The following is an 18,674-nucleotide window of genomic DNA, read 5'->3' as shown; positions in this document are numbered from 1 at the left end:
TGTAACAATTTTAATATAACGTATCCGGCCCCTTACAGGGCCGGATAGCAATATACTAAAATGTACCCTATTTTGTTATTTCCTCAATTACCTGCCCTATGTTGCCGCTGGGCATCTGTATGCGCAGCAGGGCCGCCAGCGTGGGCGAAATATCCGTCATACCCATAGTACGGTTGCTTTTACCGGGACGAATGCCCCAACCCATCCACACCAGCGGGATATGCGCGTCATAAGGGTACCAGGTGCCGTGGCTGGTGCCGGTCTTGCCGCCGCCAAACCACCCGGGCGCCAGCACTACCTGGATATCGCCGCCACGCTTTACATTGTAACCGTTGGTCATCATAGTACGCATCACTTCCGGCAGGGGCGTTTGCATGATTTGCTTCAGCGGAAAGGCATTCACAACGGCGGGGGATTGCAGCAGCTCCGCTATCACGAAATCACTGATGGCGGTCGCCTGCTGGCCCGCTTTGGCAATTGCCGCATGATCCAGGTAGATCTGGTAGTTATCGAAGGCCATCAGCGCTTTTTCCACGCCAAACCGGCTGCTGATCTGCTTGTTAAGGTCGCTGAGCGAAAAGCTGCCGCTTACCGTGCGGCCGGGCAGTTTATGCTCCTCCATAAAGCCGGGTACATGGGCCACGCCATGGTCCGCCGTAATAAAGAAAATATACTGCCCCTTTCCTACTTTTTTATCCAGGTAATCGAAAAAGGCGGCCAGGTCCTTATCCAGGCGCAGGTAGTTATCTTCCACCTCCATGGAGTTAGGCCCGAACTGGTGGCCGATATAATCCGGGGAGGAAAGGCTGACGGCCAGCATGTCCGTTACATCGCCACCGCCCAGGTCGTAGGCTTCCAGGGCTTTTTTGGCAAACTCCAGCGTCATGGTGTTGCCAAAGGGAGTAGAGGCGATGACGCCGAAGGGATTGCCGAAATCGCCGCCCAGGACATGCGGGAAAGCGCTGTTGGCGGCGCCTTTGAACCGGCCTTCGTAAGGTTTGTCGTCCGCGGTGCTCTGCTGGTAGGTTTCGATGGGATACAGGGTATTCCAGGGCGTTTTCAGGTATTGGGCGGGCCAGCGCTGGTCATTGAAGGCTTTGGCCCAGGCAGGCAGCTCGTTCATGTAGTAGGTGCTGGTGATCCAGTTGCCGGTGCTGCCGTCATACCAGAAAGCGGCATTGGCGCTGTGGCCGGCAGGCAGGATAGCGCCGCGGTCCTTGATGGCTACGCCTACCACCTTGCTGCGGAAATTGGTGGCCAGGCGCAGTTCGTCGCCAATGGTGGTTACCAGCATGTTGCGGGGGCTCATTTTACCCGCCGCAGAGCTGCTGCCTACGGTGTTTACACTGCTATCCTCGGCGCAGTACATATCCCGGCCCAGCTCCCGGCTGTACCAACTGTTGCCGGCAATGCCGTGTATGGCAGGTACGGAACCGGTGTATACGCAGGTATGGCCGCAGGCTGTTACGGTGGGCGCATAATTAATTAGCGTATTTTCGCAGGAAAATCCGTCATGTAACAATCTTTTGAAGCCATTGGCCGTATAACGGTCATAATAGCGGTACAGGTAGTCCCAGCGCATCTGGTCTACCACCATGCCTACTACCAGTTTGGGACGGGCTACTGTTTTAGGCGCCCTTTGGGCAGCCGGCGTGTAAAAAGGTTTAGGAGAAGTTGCTTTCTGTGCGACAGCCCCATGCGAAACGGGCAAAAAGGCCAGTACCAGCAGATTGATCCATTTCATTCGTACATAAATTTTTTAGCGGTCTCATGGAACCCCTCCGCCCGCTGGCGGACCGGTTTCATTTGTAAAATTTGTTTAATATCCAGTTGGTTTTCGAGTGATTGCTATGATTTCCGGTATTATTTTTGGCAAGATGGCCACAAAAGTAATCCAAGATTACAAAAAGTAATATTTTAATACATTTGTGCACGATTTTAATGATCACAATTAATCATTAATTAACATCTATGGATATTTTTGAAAAGCTGCTGAAGCACAGAGGCCCCATCGGGGAACATTCAGAAAGAGCACACGGCTATTTTGCCTTTCCCAAGCTGGAAGGGGAAATAGGCCCCCGCATGAAATTCAGGGGTAAGGAAAAGATTGTCTGGAGCCTGAATAACTACCTGGGGCTGGCCAACCATCCCGAGGTACGTGCAGCAGACGCTAAAGCAGCCGCAGACTTCGGTCTGGCCGCTCCCATGGGCGCCCGTATGATGAGCGGTAACACCAATTACCATGAACTGCTGGAGAAAACCCTCTCCGAGTACATGGGCAAGGAGGACACCACCCTCCTGAACTATGGCTACCAGGGCATTATGAGCGCCATAGACGCCATCTGCAACCGCCGGGACGTGATCGTGTACGATGCCGAATGCCATGCCAGCATCATAGACGGCCTGCGCCTGCACCAGGGCCACCGTTATGTATTCAAGCACAATGATATAGCGGACTGTGAAAAGCAACTGAACCGCGCCGTAGAGCTGGTAAAGACCACCGGCGGCGGTATACTGGTAGTGACCGAAGGCGTGTTTGGCATGGCCGGCGACCAGGGTAAGCTGAAAGAAATCGCCGCACTGAAAGATAAATACGAGTTCCGCCTGATGGTGGACGACGCACACGGCTTTGGCACCATGGGTAAAACCGGGGCCGGCACCGGCGAAGAGCAGGGCGTACAGGATAAAATAGACCTGCTTTTCAACACCTTCGCCAAATCCGGCGCCTCCATCGGCGCTTTTATGAGCGGCGACAAGGATATTATCAATTACCTGCGCTATAACATGCGCTCCCAGATATTCGCTAAATCCGTTCCCCTGCCGCTGGTGATCGGCCATTTGAAGCGCGTGGAGCTGATGCGCACGCAGCCTTCCATGAAAGCCAAGCTGTGGGAGAATGTGAACAAGCTGCAGCAGGGACTCAGGGAAAGAGGCTTCAATATAGGCCATACCAACTCTCCCGTTACGCCCATCTACCTGCAGGGCGATATCCCGGAGGCCACCGCCATGTGCCTGGACCTGCGCGAGAACTATAACATATTCTGCTCCATCGTGGTGTACCCGGTAATCCCCAAGGGACAGATCATCTATCGCCTGATACCTACTGCCGCGCACAGCGATGAAGATATTGCCCTTACCCTGGAAGCCTTCAGCGAAACCAAGCAGAAGCTGGACCGGAAAGAATACAAGGTTGCGGAGATACCGGTGGTGTAAAACCGGTGGCTCCCTCATATAAAGTACATAGCCTGTTCATGTAAGATATATCTGCATAAACAGGCTATCGCTTTTATGGTAAAACCGTGTTAAAAAAATAAGGGCCGGCTGCCGCCGACCCTTGAACATAACGTTCTTTCACTAGGTGTAAGTTCACTAGCTTTTACATTAGGACATGGTAGAACAAATGGCATTCATAGAATTGGAACAACCAGATGGTTCTAACGAAATTTATAGTAAGTTGATTAACGCTCCTGTGTAATGTAGTACGATTGCCTCTCTAACTAACTATACCAAAATTATGTCATACAAATGTAGAAAACATCACACAAAGGTGCCATTTTGTTAACAGCTTGTTAAGCAACTTGCAGAAAATCAATGATATATAGATTTTTTCACATTCTTTTTTATTGTCCGATATACAATAAAAAAGCAGGCTAACAGTAGCATGGCCTTTATTTGCTTTTTGCGGCGGCAGTTGGCAGACGCATACTGATGCCAATGGTGATAAAAAGACCGTTCTGCAGGTCGTCCTGCCGCCAGGCCTGCTCATCCTCAAAATCCGCGTCCAGCAGGTCGTACCTTCTCATAAGTGCATAACCGGCCTTCCCGTTCAGCCACAGGTTCCGGCAAATGTTATAGCTCAGCAGCGGCGACAGCAGCACGTTAAACGCCCGGATATACTGTACGGGGCCATGGCTCACCGTATCCATGCCGGTGTGATAGATCCCCGCATCCACGTTCAGCGCAAAACCATATTCCAGCCTTTTGGAAGGTGTGAAAACGATCTGCCCGTTGGGCGTCACAATATTGATCCGCATTTTTTCCGTCTGGTAGAACAGCGCTGCCGCCGGTATCACCAGGTGGCGCCGGAAATCGCTGTTGTACATGGCGCCTATGCCCCAGCGCAACTGCGGGCGGCGGGCAGCGCTGCGTATAGCCAGCGCCGTGATACCGGGAAACAGGTCCTTGCCGCTTAGCCCGTCCTGCAGATCGCTGCGCAGGTCCAGGCGGGGCACAGCCAGCAGGCTCCACTGGGGGCTGAACCGGTGGGTAATGATCATATTGTAGCGGATATTATGCAGGTGCTCCGGCAGCCCGCTCCAGCTACTGTGCAGCTCGTTGAAGTCATAAGCCGCCAGGCGGTAATAAAACCCGTTGACAATACGGGTGCTTTTCCCTGCGCGGACTGGCGGCGTAAGCAGGCCGGCTTCCAGGTAATGCACAGCGGACCTGCCCTCCCGCTCTTTAAAGTCCGTACCGGGAAAATGCGTGTAATTCAGGAAAAAGGGGTCGCTGGCGTTCTGCGCCCGGCTGTTTGCGCCCCAGAGGCATAGCGCTGCCGTAGCAGCGGTAAACAGGTATTTCCATTGCATAAGGAACCGTTTAGTGAGGTGAGTGATTACTGGTTTGATGAATATGCGTTTGTCTTTTGCGGGGCCACCAGTTGGCATTGCCCATCAGCTCCATTAATGCAGGCATGAGCAGCGCCCGTATAATGGTAGCGTCTACCAGCACGGCGATGGTCATGCCCACACCCATCATCTTCATGAGCGTAATGCCGGAAGTGGAAAAGGCAATAAAGGCAATGGCCAGCAGGGCCGCGGCGGTGGTTACCAGCGAAGCGCTCTTTTCCAGCCCGCGGGCCACTGCCAGCGCATTATTGCCGGTACTGTCATACTCCTCCCGGATGCGGGACATGATGAACACTTCATAGTCCATAGACAGGCCAAAGGCCAGGCAGAACATCAGGATGGGAATGCTGGTCTCCATCGTGCCCGTGGCGGTAAACTGCAGCCAGCCGGACAGGTGCCCTTCCTGGAAGATCCATACCAGGGCGCCGAAGGAAGCGGAAAGGCTGAGTATGTTCAGCACCACTGCTTTCAGGGGCAGCACCAGGCTGCCCGTCATGAAAAACAGCAGCCCGAAGGTGACCACCACGATCACGCCTGCTACCAGCGGGATATAGGCCAGCAGTTCGTGCTGAAAATCAAAGAAGGTGGCAGGCATGCCGCCCACCAGGGTGTGGAAGGGCGCCGGTACGGCGCGCACCTCCCGCACCAGCCCGAAAGCGTCTTTTTCCAGCCGGTCCTGCGCCGGGATCACCGCCAGCCAGGCGCCTGCCGCGTTGTGAAACCGCTGGTGCCATACCCCCGGCGGAGCAGCGCGGCGGCCCTGCACGTAGGCGCCGGCAGGGCCATCCACCTGCGTCACGCCTTCCAGCAGCGACAGGCGGGCTGCATAGTCTGTGATTGCCTGCGTATCAGCCGCCGCGGATATACCGGTCATTACTACACGCAGCGCATCATCCTCCTCTGCCAGGAAATGCTGCCGCAACTGCTCTTCCACCTGGCGGCTGCTGGCCTGCGGGGGCAGCACCCGGTCGTCCGGCGCGCCAAAGCGGATGCGCAGGAAAGGCGCGCCCAGCAGCAACAGCAGCCCCACTACCGTTACGGCAATCAGCAGGGGGCGCTGCATGACCATTACCGCCGTGCTGTGCCAAAAACCCATCCCCTCCTTCCTCGCGCAGATGCGCCACCAGCCCCAGGGCGTAATACGGTGCTTTAAAATGGCCAGCGCCGCGGGCAGCACAATGGTGGCGGCCAGGGCCCCGGCCCCAATCACCGCGATGCCGGCATAGGCAAAAGAGCGCAGGAAAAAGAAGGGGAACAGCAGCAGCGCGGCCAGCGACACCGCTACGGTAACGGCGCTGAACAACACGGTGCGGCCGGCCGTTTCCAGCGTGATGGTGATGGCCGCCTGCACATCCAGCGTTTTGCCAAACTCCTCCCGGAAACGAGACACGACCAGCAGGCAATAATCCACCCCGATGCCCAGGCCCAGTACCATCGTGAGGTTCAGCGCAAAAGTGGATACCTCCGTAAACTGCACCAGCCCCCGCAATACCAGCAGCGTGACCACAATGGAAAAAACGGAAGTCATCAGCGTGAGCAGGGCGGCCAGCATGCTGCGGAACACGATCATCAGCAGCAGGAATACCAGCGGTATGGCGATGGCGTCTGCCAGCACAAAATCCCGCTGGCTCTGTGCACCTACCTGCCGGAACACTTCATCCTGCCCGCTTACGCCGGTTTTGATCAGGGCATTGTTCCGCGTGAGCATGGGCGACAGCGTGCTTAGCTGCTGCCGCACGGCCGTTACGCTGCCGGCCACATGCGCCAGTATCAGCGCCTGGCGGCCATCCCTGCTTTTAAGCGCCGGCGCATAAGCGCGCTGCCAGTAGGAAGTAACCTCCTGCACATGCGCCTGCTGCGACAGCTCCTGTACCAGTTGCAGCGCAGCCTGCCGCACCGGCGCGTCATCCACGGTTCCTTTTTTGGCGGTGACCAGCACCAGCAGGTTGGGATGCCCCACGCCAAAATGCTGCTGCAATGCCTGCGCCGCCAGGTCGGAGGGCGAGCCCTTTACCTCGAAGCGGGCCAGCGACAATTGCGGGATCACGCGGCTGCCGTAAAGGGCCGATAACACAAATAAAATCGTAGCTGCAATAATGATATGCCACCGGTATCGTATGATCCGGTATCCGGACTGTGTATGCATAGGAATGCTGATCTCCTGCAAAACAAGCGGATCGGCAGGCGGATTTCATTGATCCGGGTCAATAAAGGAAGGCCGGGGTGATTTGTTGATTTGGATCAATGGAGCGGCGGGCTACAGGCTGATCCTTTTCCTGATACGGCTCAGCGCTTCCGGCGTTACGCCCAGGTAGGAAGCTACCAGGTACTGCGGCACCCGCTGCAGCACCTGCGGTTTGTCCCGGAGCAGGTTGCGGTAACGCTCCTCCGGCTTTTCTGCCAGCAGGGACGATATCTGCCGGGCCAGGCGGATAAACTGGGCTTCGGCAGCCATTCTGCCGGCGCGCTCAAAAACGGGATGGGAAAGATATAATTGCTGGAGATCGTTGTAATGCAGGTCTATGGTGGTGGTGTCCTCTATGGCTTCCAGGCCGTATCTGGCCGGCTCCCGGGTCAGGAAGCTCTCATAATCCGACACATATTCCCGCTCAAAAAAGAAATTGTAGATATGCTTTTTGCCATCTACAACATTGAAGGCGATCACGGCGCCCTGCTCAATGAAAGAGATGATATGGTTCACCCGCTCTGCGCTGCTCAGCTCCTCCCCTTTGCTGTACTGCTTTACCTGCAGGCGGTCCGCAAAAGCCTGCCAGGCCTCATCCGTGAGGCCGGGTATCATTTGCAAGAAGAAGTGATGAATGTTGCCAAACATAGCATTGATGCGCTGGTATGCCTATCCGCATACCAGCGCATGAGCCCATTATATCAGGTGATTTTCTACCGATGTATCATACTGCTGCTTCCACTCGTTTACCGCGCCCCAGTTATCGCCGTCAATGATGATATGCTCACCTTTTACAAGGCCGATCTTTTCGTGGCGTACGGAGTGGTCCGTAGTGTCTACCAGGCCATGCAGCAGGGACTCGAATTTCTCCTGGTCCTCCGGGCGCACGGTCACCACTACGCGGCTCTGGCTTTCGCCAAAGAGGTAGGCGTCCTTACGGAAATGATCATTGGTATGGATATCAAAGCCCAGGTTACCGGCCATGGCGCTTTCCAGCAGGGTGATGAACAGGCCGCCTTCGCTGATATCGTGCGCGGACTGTATGAGGCCGGCTTTATTCAGTTTAGCAATGGCCTGCTGTAACTGGTGCTCCTCTTCCAGGTGGAAATGCGGTGCAGGGCTGTGCTCTATGCCGATGATCTTGTGCAGGTATTCGGAGCTGTTGATGTCGTTGCGACTGCGGCCTACAATGTACAGCAGGTGGCCGGGCGCCTTGAAGTCCAGCGTAATGCGCTGCTCCATGTTATCCAGTACACCCAGCATGCCGATGGTGGGGGTCGGGTATACCGGCCCGTCAGGCGACTGGTTGTAGAAACTCACGTTGCCGCCGGTTACCGGTGTATTGAACTTGTGGCAGGCTTCGCCCATGCCTTTGATGGCATGCACAAACTGGTAGTATACTTCCGGGTCGTAAGGGTTGCCGAAGTTCAGGCAGTTGGTGATGGCCACCGGTTCGCCGCCGCTGCACACAATGTTGCGCGCTGCTTCCGCCACGGCTATCTGTCCGCCGATGTGCGGGTTGGCAAATACGTACCGGCTGTTGCAGTCCGTAGTAACGGCCAGCGCCTTGCGCGTGCCTTTCACCAGTACGATGCTGGCGTCGCTGGGCGCGTTGGTGCTGGCGTTGGCGGTGCCTACCATGCTGTCATACTGGGTATAGATCCATCTTTTGGAAGCAATGTTGGGCAGCTTTACCAGCCTTTCCGCCACAAAGCGGGGGTTGGCGGTATCCGGCACGTTCTGTACGTCAAAAGCGCGGATCTTCTCAAAATAGGCCGGCTCCGTATAAGCGCGGTGGTATTGCGGCGCGCCGCCGCCCAGCACCAGGCTTTCGGCAGGCACGTCCGCCTCCAGCACACCGTTCATAAAGAACTTCAGCCGGGGCTCTTTGGTCACCTCACCGATCTGTACACAGTGCAGGTCCCATTTATCGAATATTTTCAGCACTTCCGCCTCGCGGCCTTTGTGCACTACGATCAGCATTCTTTCCTGGCTTTCGCTCAGCAGCATTTCCCAGGCTTTCATATTCTCCTGGCGGGTGGGCACTTTTTCCAGGTAGATGTTCATGCCATGCTCGCCTTTGGCGCTCATTTCCGCGGTAGAGCAGGTGATGCCGGCAGCGCCCATGTCCTGCATGCCTACCAGGGCCTGGGTTTTGATCACCTCCAGGCAGGCTTCCAGCAGCTTTTTCTCCTGGAAGGGGTCCCCTACCTGCACGGACGGCAGGTCTTCCGCGCTTTCCTCGGTAATATCGGCGCTGGCAAAGGAGGCGCCGCCAATACCGTCCTTGCCGGTGGCGGAACCTACAATGAATACCGGGTTGCCCTCACCGTAGGAAGTAGCGGATACGGTCTCCCCTACCTTTACGATCCCCACGCTCATGGCGTTTACCAGGGGATTGGTGCCGTAGCAGTCCTCAAAATAGGTTTCACCAGCCACGGTAGGTACGCCGAAGCAGTTGCCGTAATGGCCGATGCCGCTTACCACGCCCTTCAGCAGGTGCTGCGTTTTTTTATCGTTCAGGTTACCGAAGCGCAGGGAGTTCAGCGCCGCAATGGGGCGTGCGCCCATGGTAAAGATATCGCGGTGTATGCCGCCCACCCCGGTAGCAGCGCCCTGGAAAGGCTCAATAGCGCTGGGGTGATTATGGGACTCTATTTTGAACACGCAGGCATAACCGTCGCCAATGTCCACCAGGCCGGCGTTCTCCTCCCCTGCCTTTACCAGCAGGCGGTCGCCCTCGCGGGGCAGGGATTTCAGCCATACGATGGAGTTCTTGTAGCTGCAATGCTCGCTCCACATTACGGAGTACATGCTGAGCTCCGTAAAGTTGGGCACGCGGCCCAGGATGGTTTTTATACGTTCAAATTCGTCTGCGGTAAGTCCAAGCTGTTCGGCCGTTTCTACGGTAGTATGCATGAGTTTGTCGGCGGTATCTACAGTGCTTTGCATGTATGTAAAGTATATGTATACACAAGAAAGAAATGAAGATGCAAACCTACTAATTTTTAGATAACTGGCAAGGGGCAGTAAGCAGTTGGCAGGGGCGGTGTTACTGCCGGGGCGCCGCAGGGGATTTTTGCCGACAGTTGATGGTTATTTATCAACTGTTGACCTTAATACAGGCCACCAGTTGCATTATTATTTTTTGAATATATCAGTTTTCGAAGTATTCCTTTCAATTTTTTTATTCAAAAATCAAAAATTTTGTACTTTTTTCTGCTAAAATGAAATTTTTTAGCAAAAAAGAATAAACTTCTTGTTTATCTTACGCAGAGAACGTTTTTTTGTGTAAAATTACTTTACTTAGTATAAAATCAATTACAGCATGCAATCTTTACGCTTCACTGCGCTGGAAAACCTTGCCGGCGTGGATTTAAAAATTAAGCCCGAGCAGCTCAACGGGAAGATCACCGAAGTGTTCGGCAGCAATGTCTTCACAGGAAAAGTTCTACGCGAAAATCTGAGTGACGAAGCCTACAAGAGTTTAATGAATTCCATCAAGTCTGGTTCCAAGATCGAGCGTAAGATGGCCGACCAGATCGCTGCAGGCCTGAAGCAGTGGGCGATGAAAAAAGGCGTTACTCACTTCACACACTGGTTCCAACCCCTGACCGGTACCACTGCAGAAAAGCATGACTCTTTCTTCACCATCAAAAGCGATGGTTCTGCCATAGAGACCTTTGACGGCGATGCGCTGGTACAACAGGAGCCGGATGCGTCCAGCTTCCCCAGCGGCGGTCTGCGCGCTACTTTTGAAGCCCGCGGTTATACTGCATGGGATCCTTCTTCCCCGGCATTTATCATAGAGCAAGGCTATGGTAAAACACTTTGCATTCCTACCATATTTGTATCCTACACCGGCGAATCACTGGACTATAAGGCGCCGCTGCTGAAAGCGCTGTCTTCCCTCGATAAAGCGGCCGTAGACGTATGCAACTATTTTGATAAGAACGTTACCAAAGTAACCGCTACCCTGGGCTGGGAGCAGGAATACTTCCTGGTGGATGAGAACATGGCCAACGCCCGCCCTGATTTGATCATGTGCGGCCGTACCGTAGTAGGTCATGCGCCTTCCAAAGGCCAGCAACTGGAAGACCACTACTTTGGCTCCATACCTGAACGCGCCTACGCTTTCATGCGCGATTTTGAAGAAGAGTCCTACAAGCTGGGCATTCCCTTAAGGACGCGCCACAACGAAGTAGCGCCTTCCCAGTTTGAGTGCGCGCCCATCTTTGAAGAAGTGAACATTGCAGTGGACCACAACTCTCTGCTGATGGACGTGATGACCAAAGTGGCCAAACGCCATAAGCTGAAAGTGCTGCTGCACGAAAAGCCCTTTGCCGGCATCAACGGTTCCGGTAAGCACAACAACTGGAGCATGGCCACCGATACCGGTGTAAACCTGCTGGCGCCGGGCAAAACGCCCAAGACCAACCTGATGTTCCTCACTTTCTTTGTGAACACCATCAAGGCCGTACACGACTACGCTGACCTGCTGAGGGCCGCCATCGCTTCTCCCAGCAATGATTTCCGCCTGGGCGCCAACGAAGCTCCCCCGGCTATCATCTCCGTGTTCGTAGGTAAGTACCTGTCTGAAGTGCTGCAGGAAGTAAAGACCCGCGTAAGCAACAAGTTCGACGAGCAGGATGAAGCCATCCTGAAGCTGGACCTGCACCGCCACATACCGGAGCTGCTGCTGGACAACACCGACCGTAACCGTACTTCTCCCTTTGCTTTCACCGGCAACAAGTTCGAGTTCCGTGCGGTAGGTTCCTCCGCCAACTGCGCTTCCGCCATGACCATCCTGAACACGATCATGGCGCAAACCCTGTCCAACTTCAAGAAAGACGTGGACAGCCTGATCGAGAAAGGCGAGAAAAAAGAGATTGCCATTATGCAAACTCTTCGGAAATATATTGTAGATTCGGAAAAAGTTTTATTCGAAGGAGACGGCTACAGCGAAGAATGGGAAGCAGAAGCAGCAAAAAGAGGCCTGCCCAACGTTAAAACTACTCCGCACGCCCTGGACGCCATGGTTACTCCCAAAGCCACCAAACTCTTTGCGGATACCGGCGTATATAACGAGAAGGAACTGCATGCCCGCCATGAGATACTGCTGGAAGATTATGTGAAGAAAGTGCAGATAGAAGCCCGCGTGATCGGCGATCTGGCTACCAACACCATTCTGCCCGCTGCCATCAGCTATCAGAATGACCTGATCGCAAACATCCGCGGCCTGAAAGAAATTGGGCTGGGCGAAGGCGCCGTGAAAGCGCAAAAGCAAATAGCTGAAAAAATTGCTGAACATATTAATGTCATCAGTGAGAATGTACAGGCTATGATTGAAGCGCGTAAGGTAGTAAACAAGCTCACTGACAGCCGTCAGAAAGCGATAGAATATTGTGAAAAGATTAAGCCGTACTTTGATGTGATCCGGTACCACTCCGACAAACTGGAGTTCCTGGTGGATGACAAAAAATGGGCCCTGCCCAAGTACAGAGAGCTGCTTTTCTTGCGATAAAACCGTAAGATTGTTTTGGTGTATGATTAGCCCGCGGTTTTCACCGTGGGCTTTTTCTTTGGGTTTTGTTATTTTTAATTGCTCACTGATACAAAACCGGTATACCATGCGAAAAAGATACGTGCTGTTGACACTGCTCCTAAGCTATTGCAGCCTTGCCGCTGCCCAGCAGAACACCTACTGCAATCCCGTCAACATTGATTACGGCTACTGCCCCATTCCCAACTTTGTGACACAGGGAAAGCACCGCGCCACCGCCGACCCGGTGATCACCCTGTTCAAAGGGAATTACTACCTCTTTTCCACCAACCAGTGGGGCTACTGGTGGAGCAGCGACATGCTGCACTGGAACTTTGTGCCGCGCAAATTCCTGAAACCCTGGCACCAGGTGTACGACGAGCTGTGCGCGCCCGCTACCGCCGTGCTGGGCGATACGCTGCTGGTGATCGGCTCTACCCATACCCGGAGCTTCCCGTTGTGGATGAGCACACAGCCCCGCACCGATACCTGGAAAGAGGCGGTAGACTCCTTCCGGGCCGGCGCCTGGGACCCGGCCTTCTTTACGGACGACGACGGCCGTTTTTACCTCTACTACGGCTCCAGCAACGTATATCCCATTTATGGCTGGGAGGTGGACCGCAAAACACTGCAGCCCATTGGCGAAAGAAAAGAACTGATACGCCTCCACGACGATATACACGGCTGGGAACGTTTTGGCGAGCACAATGACAACACTTTCCTGCAACCCTTCATGGAAGGCGCCTGGATGAACAAGTACAACGGCAAGTACTACCTGCAGTACGGCGCGCCGGGCACGGAGTTCAGCGGCTATGCGGACGGCGTGTACGTGGGCGGGCATCCGCTGGGCCCCTTTGCCTACCAGGTGCACAACCCCTTCTCCTATAAGCCCGGCGGTTTTGCCCGGGGAGCCGGCCACGGCGCCACTTACCAGGACAAGCACGGCAACTGGTGGCATGTATCCACCATCGTGATCAGCACCAAGAACAATTTTGAAAGAAGGATCGGCATCTGGCCGGCCGGCTTTGACCAGGACGATATCCTTTTCTGCAATACCGCCTACGGCGATTACCCGCATTACCTGCCCAATGACTCCATAAGGGACAGCAAGGGCCTTTTTACCGGCTGGATGCTGCTGAACTACAACAAGCCGGTACAGGTATCCTCCACCCTGGGCGGCTTTGCGCCCAACAACGCGGTAGACGAAGACATCAAAACCTACTGGAGCGCGGCCAGCGGCAATGCCGGCGAATGGATACAGTCCGACCTGGGCCAGGTAAGCACCATACGCGCCATACAGATCAACTATGCGGACCAGGACGCCACTATTATGGGCAAGCAGCCCGGCCTGTACCACCGGTACAGGTTATACGGCTCCAAAGACGGTAAAAACTGGCAGGTACTGGTGGATAAAAGCCGCAACCGCACGGATGTGCCGCATGACTACGTAGCACTACCCCAAGCAGCGCAGGCCCGCTACATCAAGCTGGAGAACCTGCACATGCCCACCGGCAAATTCGCCATCAGCGGCCTGCGGGTATTCGGCCGGGGAAAAGGCAGCGCGCCGGACACCGTACAGCATTTTGTGGCCCTCCGCGGCGACAGCGAGCGCCGGAATGCCTGGCTCAAATGGGAAATGAATGACAACGCTACGGGATACACGATCTATACCGGTATTGCGCCGGACAAACTGTACACCAGCATCATGGTGTATGGCCGTAATGATTATTACTTTAACGGGATGGATAAGGACAAGCCCTACTATTTCTGCATAGAGGCTTTTAACGAGAACGGGATCAGTAGAAGAACGAAAGTGGTGAAAGTGGAGTGAGGGTGATAGAGAATATAAAATTTTAAATGTAAAAGTGAAGGAGCAGTGTTTCATGAAACATCTGACCTTCCCTTTTACATTTGAAATTTAAAATTTTACATTTTGCATTTTCTATACCAGCTTAAAGCCTTCGGTAAACTTGGTAGTAAAGTTGCCTTTCCGGAAATCCTCGTTACGCATCAACTGCTGGTGGAAGGGAATGGTGGTTTTCACCCCTTCTATCACAAACTCGCTCAGGGCGCGCTCCATGGTATTGATGGCCTCTTCGCGGGTCTGCGCAATGGTGATGATCTTGGCCACCATGCTGTCATAATACGGCGGTATCACATAGCCTGCATAGATGTGGGAATCCACGCGTACGCCGTGGCCGCCCGGTATATGCAGCACGGTTATCTTACCCGGGGAGGGACGGAAGTCATTGTAGGGATCTTCCGCATTGATACGGCATTCGATGGCATGCATCTGCGGCGTATAGTTCTTGCCGGAAATGGGAATGCCGGCGGCTATCTTGATCTGTTCCTTGATCAGGTCAAAGTTGATGACCTCTTCCGTTACCCCGTGCTCCACCTGGATACGGGTGTTCATTTCCATGAAGTAGAAATTGCGGTGCTTGTCTACCAGGAACTCGATGGTGCCCACGCTCTCGTAATTGATGGCGGAAGCGGCCTTGATGGCGGCCTCGCCCATCTTTTCACGCAGCTCGGGCGTCATAAAGGGAGAGGGTGATTCTTCCACCAGCTTCTGGTGACGGCGCTGTATGGAGCAATCCCTTTCGCTGAGGTGGCATACCTTGCCGTACTGGTCGCCGGCTACCTGTATTTCAATATGGCGGGGCTCTTCCACGAATTTCTCCATGTAGATGCCGTCATTATTGAAAGCGGCACGGGCTTCCGTTTTGGCCATATTGTAGGCGTTTTCCAGCTCGTTCTCTTCCCATACCACGCGCATGCCCTTACCGCCACCGCCGGCCGTAGCCTTGAGTATCACGGGCAGGCCCATCTCCTTTGCCAGGCTTTTGGCCTGCTCCAGGCTTTCCAGCAGCCCGTCGGAGCCCGGTATAACCGGTACGCCGGCTGCTATCATGGTTTCCTTGGCGGTCATCTTGTCCCCCATTTTCCGGATCATTTCCGGGGTGGGGCCAATGAACTTGATGCCATGCTCGCCGCATATTTCGGCAAAGCGGGCATTTTCCGCCAGGAATCCGTACCCGGGATGGATAGCGTCGGCATTGGTGATTTCCGCCGCGGCCATCAGGTGAGGGATGTTGAGATAGGATTCTGAGCTCTGCGGTTTGCCAATGCAAACGGCTTCATCTGCAAACTTCACGTGCAGGCTGTCTTTATCCGCAGTAGAGTAAACAGCCACCGTTTTGATGCCCATTTCCTTACAGGTGCGTATGATACGCAGGGCTATTTCTCCACGGTTGGCGATCAGTATCTTTTTAAACATTGCTTACTTTATGGTTCCACTAAAAACAAAGGCTGATCATATTCAACCGGGGAGGCGTCATCTACCAGCACTTTTACTATTTTACCGCTTACTTCGCTCTCAATTTCGTTGAACAGCTTCATGGCTTCAATAATGCACACCACCTTGCCGGGGGCCACATCATCGCCCACGTTCACGAACGCAGGTTTGTCCGGGCCGGGGCTGCGGTAAAAAGTGCCGATCATGGGAGAGTTGATAGTAACCAGGTTGTCCGCTTTGGCGGGCGCGGCCGGCGTGGCAGCAGGCGCTGCGGGAGCCGGGGCCGGTGCGGGAGCTACAGGTGCTACCGGCGCCACTGCCTGCACCGGGGCTGCTGCGGGCACAGCAATTACCTGTTGTACCTCGTTATCCTTTTGCTTTATTGTAATCTTAAACTTGTCTTCTTCTATGCTCAGTTCGCTGATATTGGATTTGTTCACCATCTTTACCAGCTCCTGGATCTGTTTAAAATCCATGTAGACAGTTTTTGGTTTAGAAATGTTCGTTTGTGATATGGATTATTCTTTTACTCTTTCAATGTACTCCCCGGTCTTGGTATTCACCCTGATGGACTCTCCCTCATTCACGAACAGGGGCACCATAACGGTAGCGCCGGTTTCAATGGTGGCGGGCTTCAGGGTGCGGGTGGCAGTATCTCCCTTCATACCGGGCTCGGAGTAGGTGATCTTTACCACGATCTTGTCGGGCAGCTCCACGCTCATGGGCTGCTCGGTTTCGGTGTTCATCAGCACAAACACCTCCTCCCCTTCTTTCAGGAACTGGGGCGCATCTACCATGTTCTCTTCCAGCGCCAGTTGCTCAAAGGTCTCTTTATCCATGAAGTTATAGCCACTCTCGTCTTTGTACAGGAACTGGAAAGCCTTTTTCTCCACACGCACCGGGTAAATGGTATCGCCGGAGTTCCAGGTGTGCTCAATGGAACGGTTATTATCCACACCTTTTAATTTTGCCCATACTTTGGCGGCGGCACGGGCAGTCTTGTTCTGACCAAACTCTACAACAGAATACAAGCTGTTATCCAGCTTTATGATCAATCCTGTTCTGATATCTGCAGTGGTAGCCATAAAATAGGATACTGATTTTTAAGTTTAAAAATTTGAATTAGGTCTGCAAAAGTAAACCATTCTGCGAAATCCTCACGAAATCCTTCATGGTGCGGCGCCGCTGCTAACTGTTTGAGTCATCCTGTGCCTGAACCGCAAACCCATTAATTTTTTTAGGAATGCAAACATAAGGTAAGGACAGGTAATCTAGTAATTTTTTTGGAAAAAAATCAATTTGACGGCGCCATTCGGCCGTTCTGCACTATTTTTAGTCGTTCATTCATCAAAAACAGACCGTACCATGCGTTATTTGCTATTGTTATGTGCTTTTGCTTTCCCGCTCCTGCTGCACGCCCAGGGGGCCAGCCAGGGTAAGAAAGCGCCTTATTTACAATACCCGGTGATACCCGCCTACCAGCTTACCCTGCCGGACGGGCATACCATTACCAAGAATGACCTCCGCAAGAATACCCCTACCCTGGTCTTTATTTTCAGCGTGGAATGCGACCACTGCAAGCAACTGACGGAAGAAATGCTGAAAAACATGGACAAGCTGAAGAAGACCCAGGTGCTCATGATCACCCCCTTCAAGCCCGGGCGGATGAAGGAATATTACGAGGAATACAAGATATCGCAATATCCCAACATTATTATGGCCAGCGAGCCTACCCGGCAGATCATGTCCTTTTATGATATGCACTACTTCCCGGGCCTGTACGTATACAATAAAAAGCAGTCCCTGGTAAAAGGATTTGAAGGCACCGCGAAGCTGGACGACGTGCTGCCGTATCTGAAATAGCGGAAAACGGAAGGCATAAAGCTAAAAGCAGCCTGCATTTTGCTTTATGCTTTGTGCTTTCAGCTTTATGCTTAAATTTAAGTAAATATTCTTCACCTTAAAATACACAGATAAGATGAAAGTTACTGTTGTAGGAGCTGGCAATGTAGGCGCCACCTGCGCTAACGTGCTGGCCCACAGAGATTTTTTACAGGAAGTAGTGTTACTGGATATCAAGGAAGGAACTGCTGAAGGTAAAGCACTGGACACATGGCAACAGGCCCCGATCGATTATTACAGCACCAAAGTGACGGGCGTCACCAATGACTATGCTAAAACCGCGAACAGCGACGTAGTTGTGATCACGTCCGGTTTACCCCGCAAACCCGGCATGAGCCGCGATGACCTGATCTCCACCAATGCCAACATCGTAAAGTCTGTTACTGAGAACATCAGTAAGTATTCCCCCGATGCCGTTATTATCGTGGTTAGCAACCCCCTGGATGTAATGACCTACTGCGCTTTCCTTACCGCCAAAAAGGACAGCAGCAAGGTATTCGGCATGGCCGGCATCCTGGATACGGCCCGCTACCGTGCTTTCCTGGCAGAGGAGATCGGTTGCTCCCCCAAAGACATACAGGCCATCCTGATGGGCGGCCATGGCGATACCATGGTGCCCCTGCCCCGCTATACCACCGTGAGCGGTATTCCCGTAACGGAACTGGTAGCGGCGGATAAACTGGAAACCATCATCCAGCGCACCAAAGTAGGCGGCGGCGAGATCGTGAACCTGCTGGGCACCTCCGCCTGGTACGCACCCGGTGCGGCAGCCGCGCAAATGGTAGAGGCCATCCTGAAGGACGAAAAACGCATTTTCCCCTGCTGCGCCTGGCTTACCGGCCAGTACGGGCTGCAGGACATCTACCTGGGCGTGCCCGTAGTGCTGGGTAAAACCGGGATAGAAAAGATCATAGAGCTGCAACTGAACGAGGGGGAAATGGAGCTGCTGAAAACTTCCGCCCAGCACGTAAAAGAAGTAATGGATGTGCTGGACAACATGAAAGTGACCGCATAGGAGAAGGATGTAAAATATTAAATGCTAAATGTAAAATGTAAAAGTAGGCGAGTGTGCTTCATCCTTTTACATTTTACATTTAGCATTTTACATTTTATATTCTT

The 18,674-nt window shown here is 53.5% G+C and carries 13 protein-coding genes; 5 read left to right on the top strand and 8 right to left on the bottom strand.

Features of this window, described 5'->3' with window-relative positions; all coding sequences use genetic code 11:
* Positions 1–67 precede the first annotated feature (67 nt).
* Complete coding sequence (gene pafA / locus LX66_RS11035) at positions 68–1,744, bottom strand: alkaline phosphatase PafA (RefSeq protein WP_170232372.1); 1,677 nt, start codon at positions 1,742–1,744, stop codon at positions 68–70.
* Positions 1,745–1,971: 227 nt separating this feature from the next.
* On the opposite strand from pafA, the gene LX66_RS11030 reads away from it, so the two are divergent.
* Positions 1,972–3,213 (top strand): aminotransferase class I/II-fold pyridoxal phosphate-dependent enzyme, encoded by a 1,242-nt coding sequence (locus LX66_RS11030; protein WP_145713099.1) that lies wholly within the window; start codon positions 1,972–1,974, stop codon positions 3,211–3,213.
* Between the two features lie 455 nt (positions 3,214–3,668).
* Here LX66_RS11030 and LX66_RS11025 read toward each other — a convergent pair whose 3' ends face one another.
* The 4 genes from LX66_RS11025 to purL all read right to left on the bottom strand — a co-directional run bounded on the left by LX66_RS11025 (position 3,669) and on the right by purL (position 9,765).
* Positions 3,669–4,589: a DUF6268 family outer membrane beta-barrel protein gene (locus tag LX66_RS11025; protein WP_145713097.1), complete on the bottom strand. Its 921-nt coding sequence runs from the start codon at positions 4,587–4,589 to the stop codon at positions 3,669–3,671.
* A 10-nt stretch (positions 4,590–4,599) separates the two neighbouring features.
* The gene (locus tag LX66_RS11020) at positions 4,600–6,774 is read right to left on the bottom strand and encodes an MMPL family transporter (protein ID WP_145713095.1); all 2,175 of its coding nucleotides are present in this window, start codon (positions 6,772–6,774) and stop codon (positions 4,600–4,602) included.
* A 111-nt stretch (positions 6,775–6,885) separates the two neighbouring features.
* Positions 6,886–7,461: a Crp/Fnr family transcriptional regulator gene (locus LX66_RS11015; protein WP_145713093.1), complete on the bottom strand. Its 576-nt coding sequence runs from the start codon at positions 7,459–7,461 to the stop codon at positions 6,886–6,888.
* A gap of 48 nt (positions 7,462–7,509) precedes the next feature.
* The gene (purL, locus tag LX66_RS11010) at positions 7,510–9,765 is read right to left on the bottom strand and encodes a phosphoribosylformylglycinamidine synthase subunit PurL (RefSeq protein ID WP_244620371.1); all 2,256 of its coding nucleotides are present in this window, start codon (positions 9,763–9,765) and stop codon (positions 7,510–7,512) included.
* A 376-nt stretch (positions 9,766–10,141) separates the two neighbouring features.
* Here purL and LX66_RS11005 point away from each other — a divergent pair, with 376 nt between their 5' ends.
* Together LX66_RS11005 and LX66_RS11000 are read left to right on the top strand one after the other, a co-directional pair.
* Entirely contained in the window at positions 10,142–12,337 is a 2,196-nt protein-coding gene (locus tag LX66_RS11005) for a glutamine synthetase III family protein (RefSeq protein ID WP_211366176.1), read from the top strand.
* 106 nt (positions 12,338–12,443) lie between these two features.
* The gene (locus tag LX66_RS11000; protein ID WP_145713092.1) at positions 12,444–14,186 is read left to right on the top strand and encodes a family 43 glycosylhydrolase; all 1,743 of its coding nucleotides are present in this window, start codon (positions 12,444–12,446) and stop codon (positions 14,184–14,186) included.
* A gap of 111 nt (positions 14,187–14,297) precedes the next feature.
* Here LX66_RS11000 and accC read toward each other — a convergent pair whose 3' ends face one another.
* From accC to efp, 3 genes are read right to left on the bottom strand one after another with little or no spacing between them, the layout of a single operon-like run.
* Positions 14,298–15,635 (bottom strand): acetyl-CoA carboxylase biotin carboxylase subunit, encoded by a 1,338-nt coding sequence (gene accC / locus LX66_RS10995; RefSeq protein WP_145713090.1) that lies wholly within the window; start codon positions 15,633–15,635, stop codon positions 14,298–14,300.
* A gap of 8 nt (positions 15,636–15,643) precedes the next feature.
* Positions 15,644–16,129 (bottom strand): acetyl-CoA carboxylase biotin carboxyl carrier protein, encoded by a 486-nt coding sequence (gene accB, locus LX66_RS10990; RefSeq protein WP_145713088.1) that lies wholly within the window; start codon positions 16,127–16,129, stop codon positions 15,644–15,646.
* 42 nt (positions 16,130–16,171) lie between these two features.
* Positions 16,172–16,738, bottom strand: a complete 567-nt coding sequence (efp, locus tag LX66_RS10985) for an elongation factor P (RefSeq protein ID WP_145713085.1) — start codon at positions 16,736–16,738, stop codon at positions 16,172–16,174.
* A 280-nt stretch (positions 16,739–17,018) separates the two neighbouring features.
* Here efp and LX66_RS10980 point away from each other — a divergent pair, with 280 nt between their 5' ends.
* Both LX66_RS10980 and mdh read left to right on the top strand, forming a co-directional pair.
* Positions 17,019–17,516 (top strand): TlpA family protein disulfide reductase, encoded by a 498-nt coding sequence (locus LX66_RS10980; protein ID WP_145713083.1) that lies wholly within the window; start codon positions 17,019–17,021, stop codon positions 17,514–17,516.
* A 115-nt stretch (positions 17,517–17,631) separates the two neighbouring features.
* Positions 17,632–18,570: a malate dehydrogenase gene (mdh, locus tag LX66_RS10975; protein ID WP_145713080.1), complete on the top strand. Its 939-nt coding sequence runs from the start codon at positions 17,632–17,634 to the stop codon at positions 18,568–18,570.
* Positions 18,571–18,674: the final 104 nt, after the last annotated feature.

Origin of the sequence: Chitinophaga japonensis, from assembly GCF_007830125.1 — a bacterium.
In the GTDB taxonomy this organism is placed as follows: domain Bacteria; phylum Bacteroidota; class Bacteroidia; order Chitinophagales; family Chitinophagaceae; genus Chitinophaga; species Chitinophaga japonensis.
The sequence above is the reverse complement of the archived record's forward strand: the minus strand, read 5'-3'. Positions and strand labels throughout refer to the sequence as shown.

Excerpts from the sequence above, each read along its gene's own strand:
- LX66_RS11015 (WP_145713093.1), bottom strand. The coding sequence starts at position 7,461 with ATGTTTGGCAACATTCATCACTTCTTCTTGCAAATGATACCCGGCCTC.
- LX66_RS10980 (WP_145713083.1), top strand. The coding sequence starts at position 17,019 with ATGCGTTATTTGCTATTGTTATGTGCTTTTGCTTTCCCGCTCCTGCTG.
- LX66_RS11020 (WP_145713095.1), bottom strand. The coding sequence starts at position 6,774 with ATGCATACACAGTCCGGATACCGGATCATACGATACCGGTGGCATATC.
- LX66_RS11025 (WP_145713097.1), bottom strand. The coding sequence starts at position 4,589 with ATGCAATGGAAATACCTGTTTACCGCTGCTACGGCAGCGCTATGCCTC.
- efp (WP_145713085.1), bottom strand. The coding sequence starts at position 16,738 with ATGGCTACCACTGCAGATATCAGAACAGGATTGATCATAAAGCTGGAT.
- LX66_RS11005 (WP_211366176.1), top strand. The coding sequence starts at position 10,142 with ATGCAATCTTTACGCTTCACTGCGCTGGAAAACCTTGCCGGCGTGGAT.
- purL (WP_244620371.1), bottom strand. The coding sequence starts at position 9,765 with ATGCAAAGCACTGTAGATACCGCCGACAAACTCATGCATACTACCGTA.
- accB (WP_145713088.1), bottom strand. The coding sequence starts at position 16,129 with ATGGATTTTAAACAGATCCAGGAGCTGGTAAAGATGGTGAACAAATCC.
- pafA (WP_170232372.1), bottom strand. The coding sequence starts at position 1,744 with ATGAAATGGATCAATCTGCTGGTACTGGCCTTTTTGCCCGTTTCGCAT.
- mdh (WP_145713080.1), top strand. The coding sequence starts at position 17,632 with ATGAAAGTTACTGTTGTAGGAGCTGGCAATGTAGGCGCCACCTGCGCT.
- LX66_RS11000 (WP_145713092.1), top strand. The coding sequence starts at position 12,444 with ATGCGAAAAAGATACGTGCTGTTGACACTGCTCCTAAGCTATTGCAGC.
- LX66_RS11030 (WP_145713099.1), top strand. The coding sequence starts at position 1,972 with ATGGATATTTTTGAAAAGCTGCTGAAGCACAGAGGCCCCATCGGGGAA.
- accC (WP_145713090.1), bottom strand. The coding sequence starts at position 15,635 with ATGTTTAAAAAGATACTGATCGCCAACCGTGGAGAAATAGCCCTGCGT.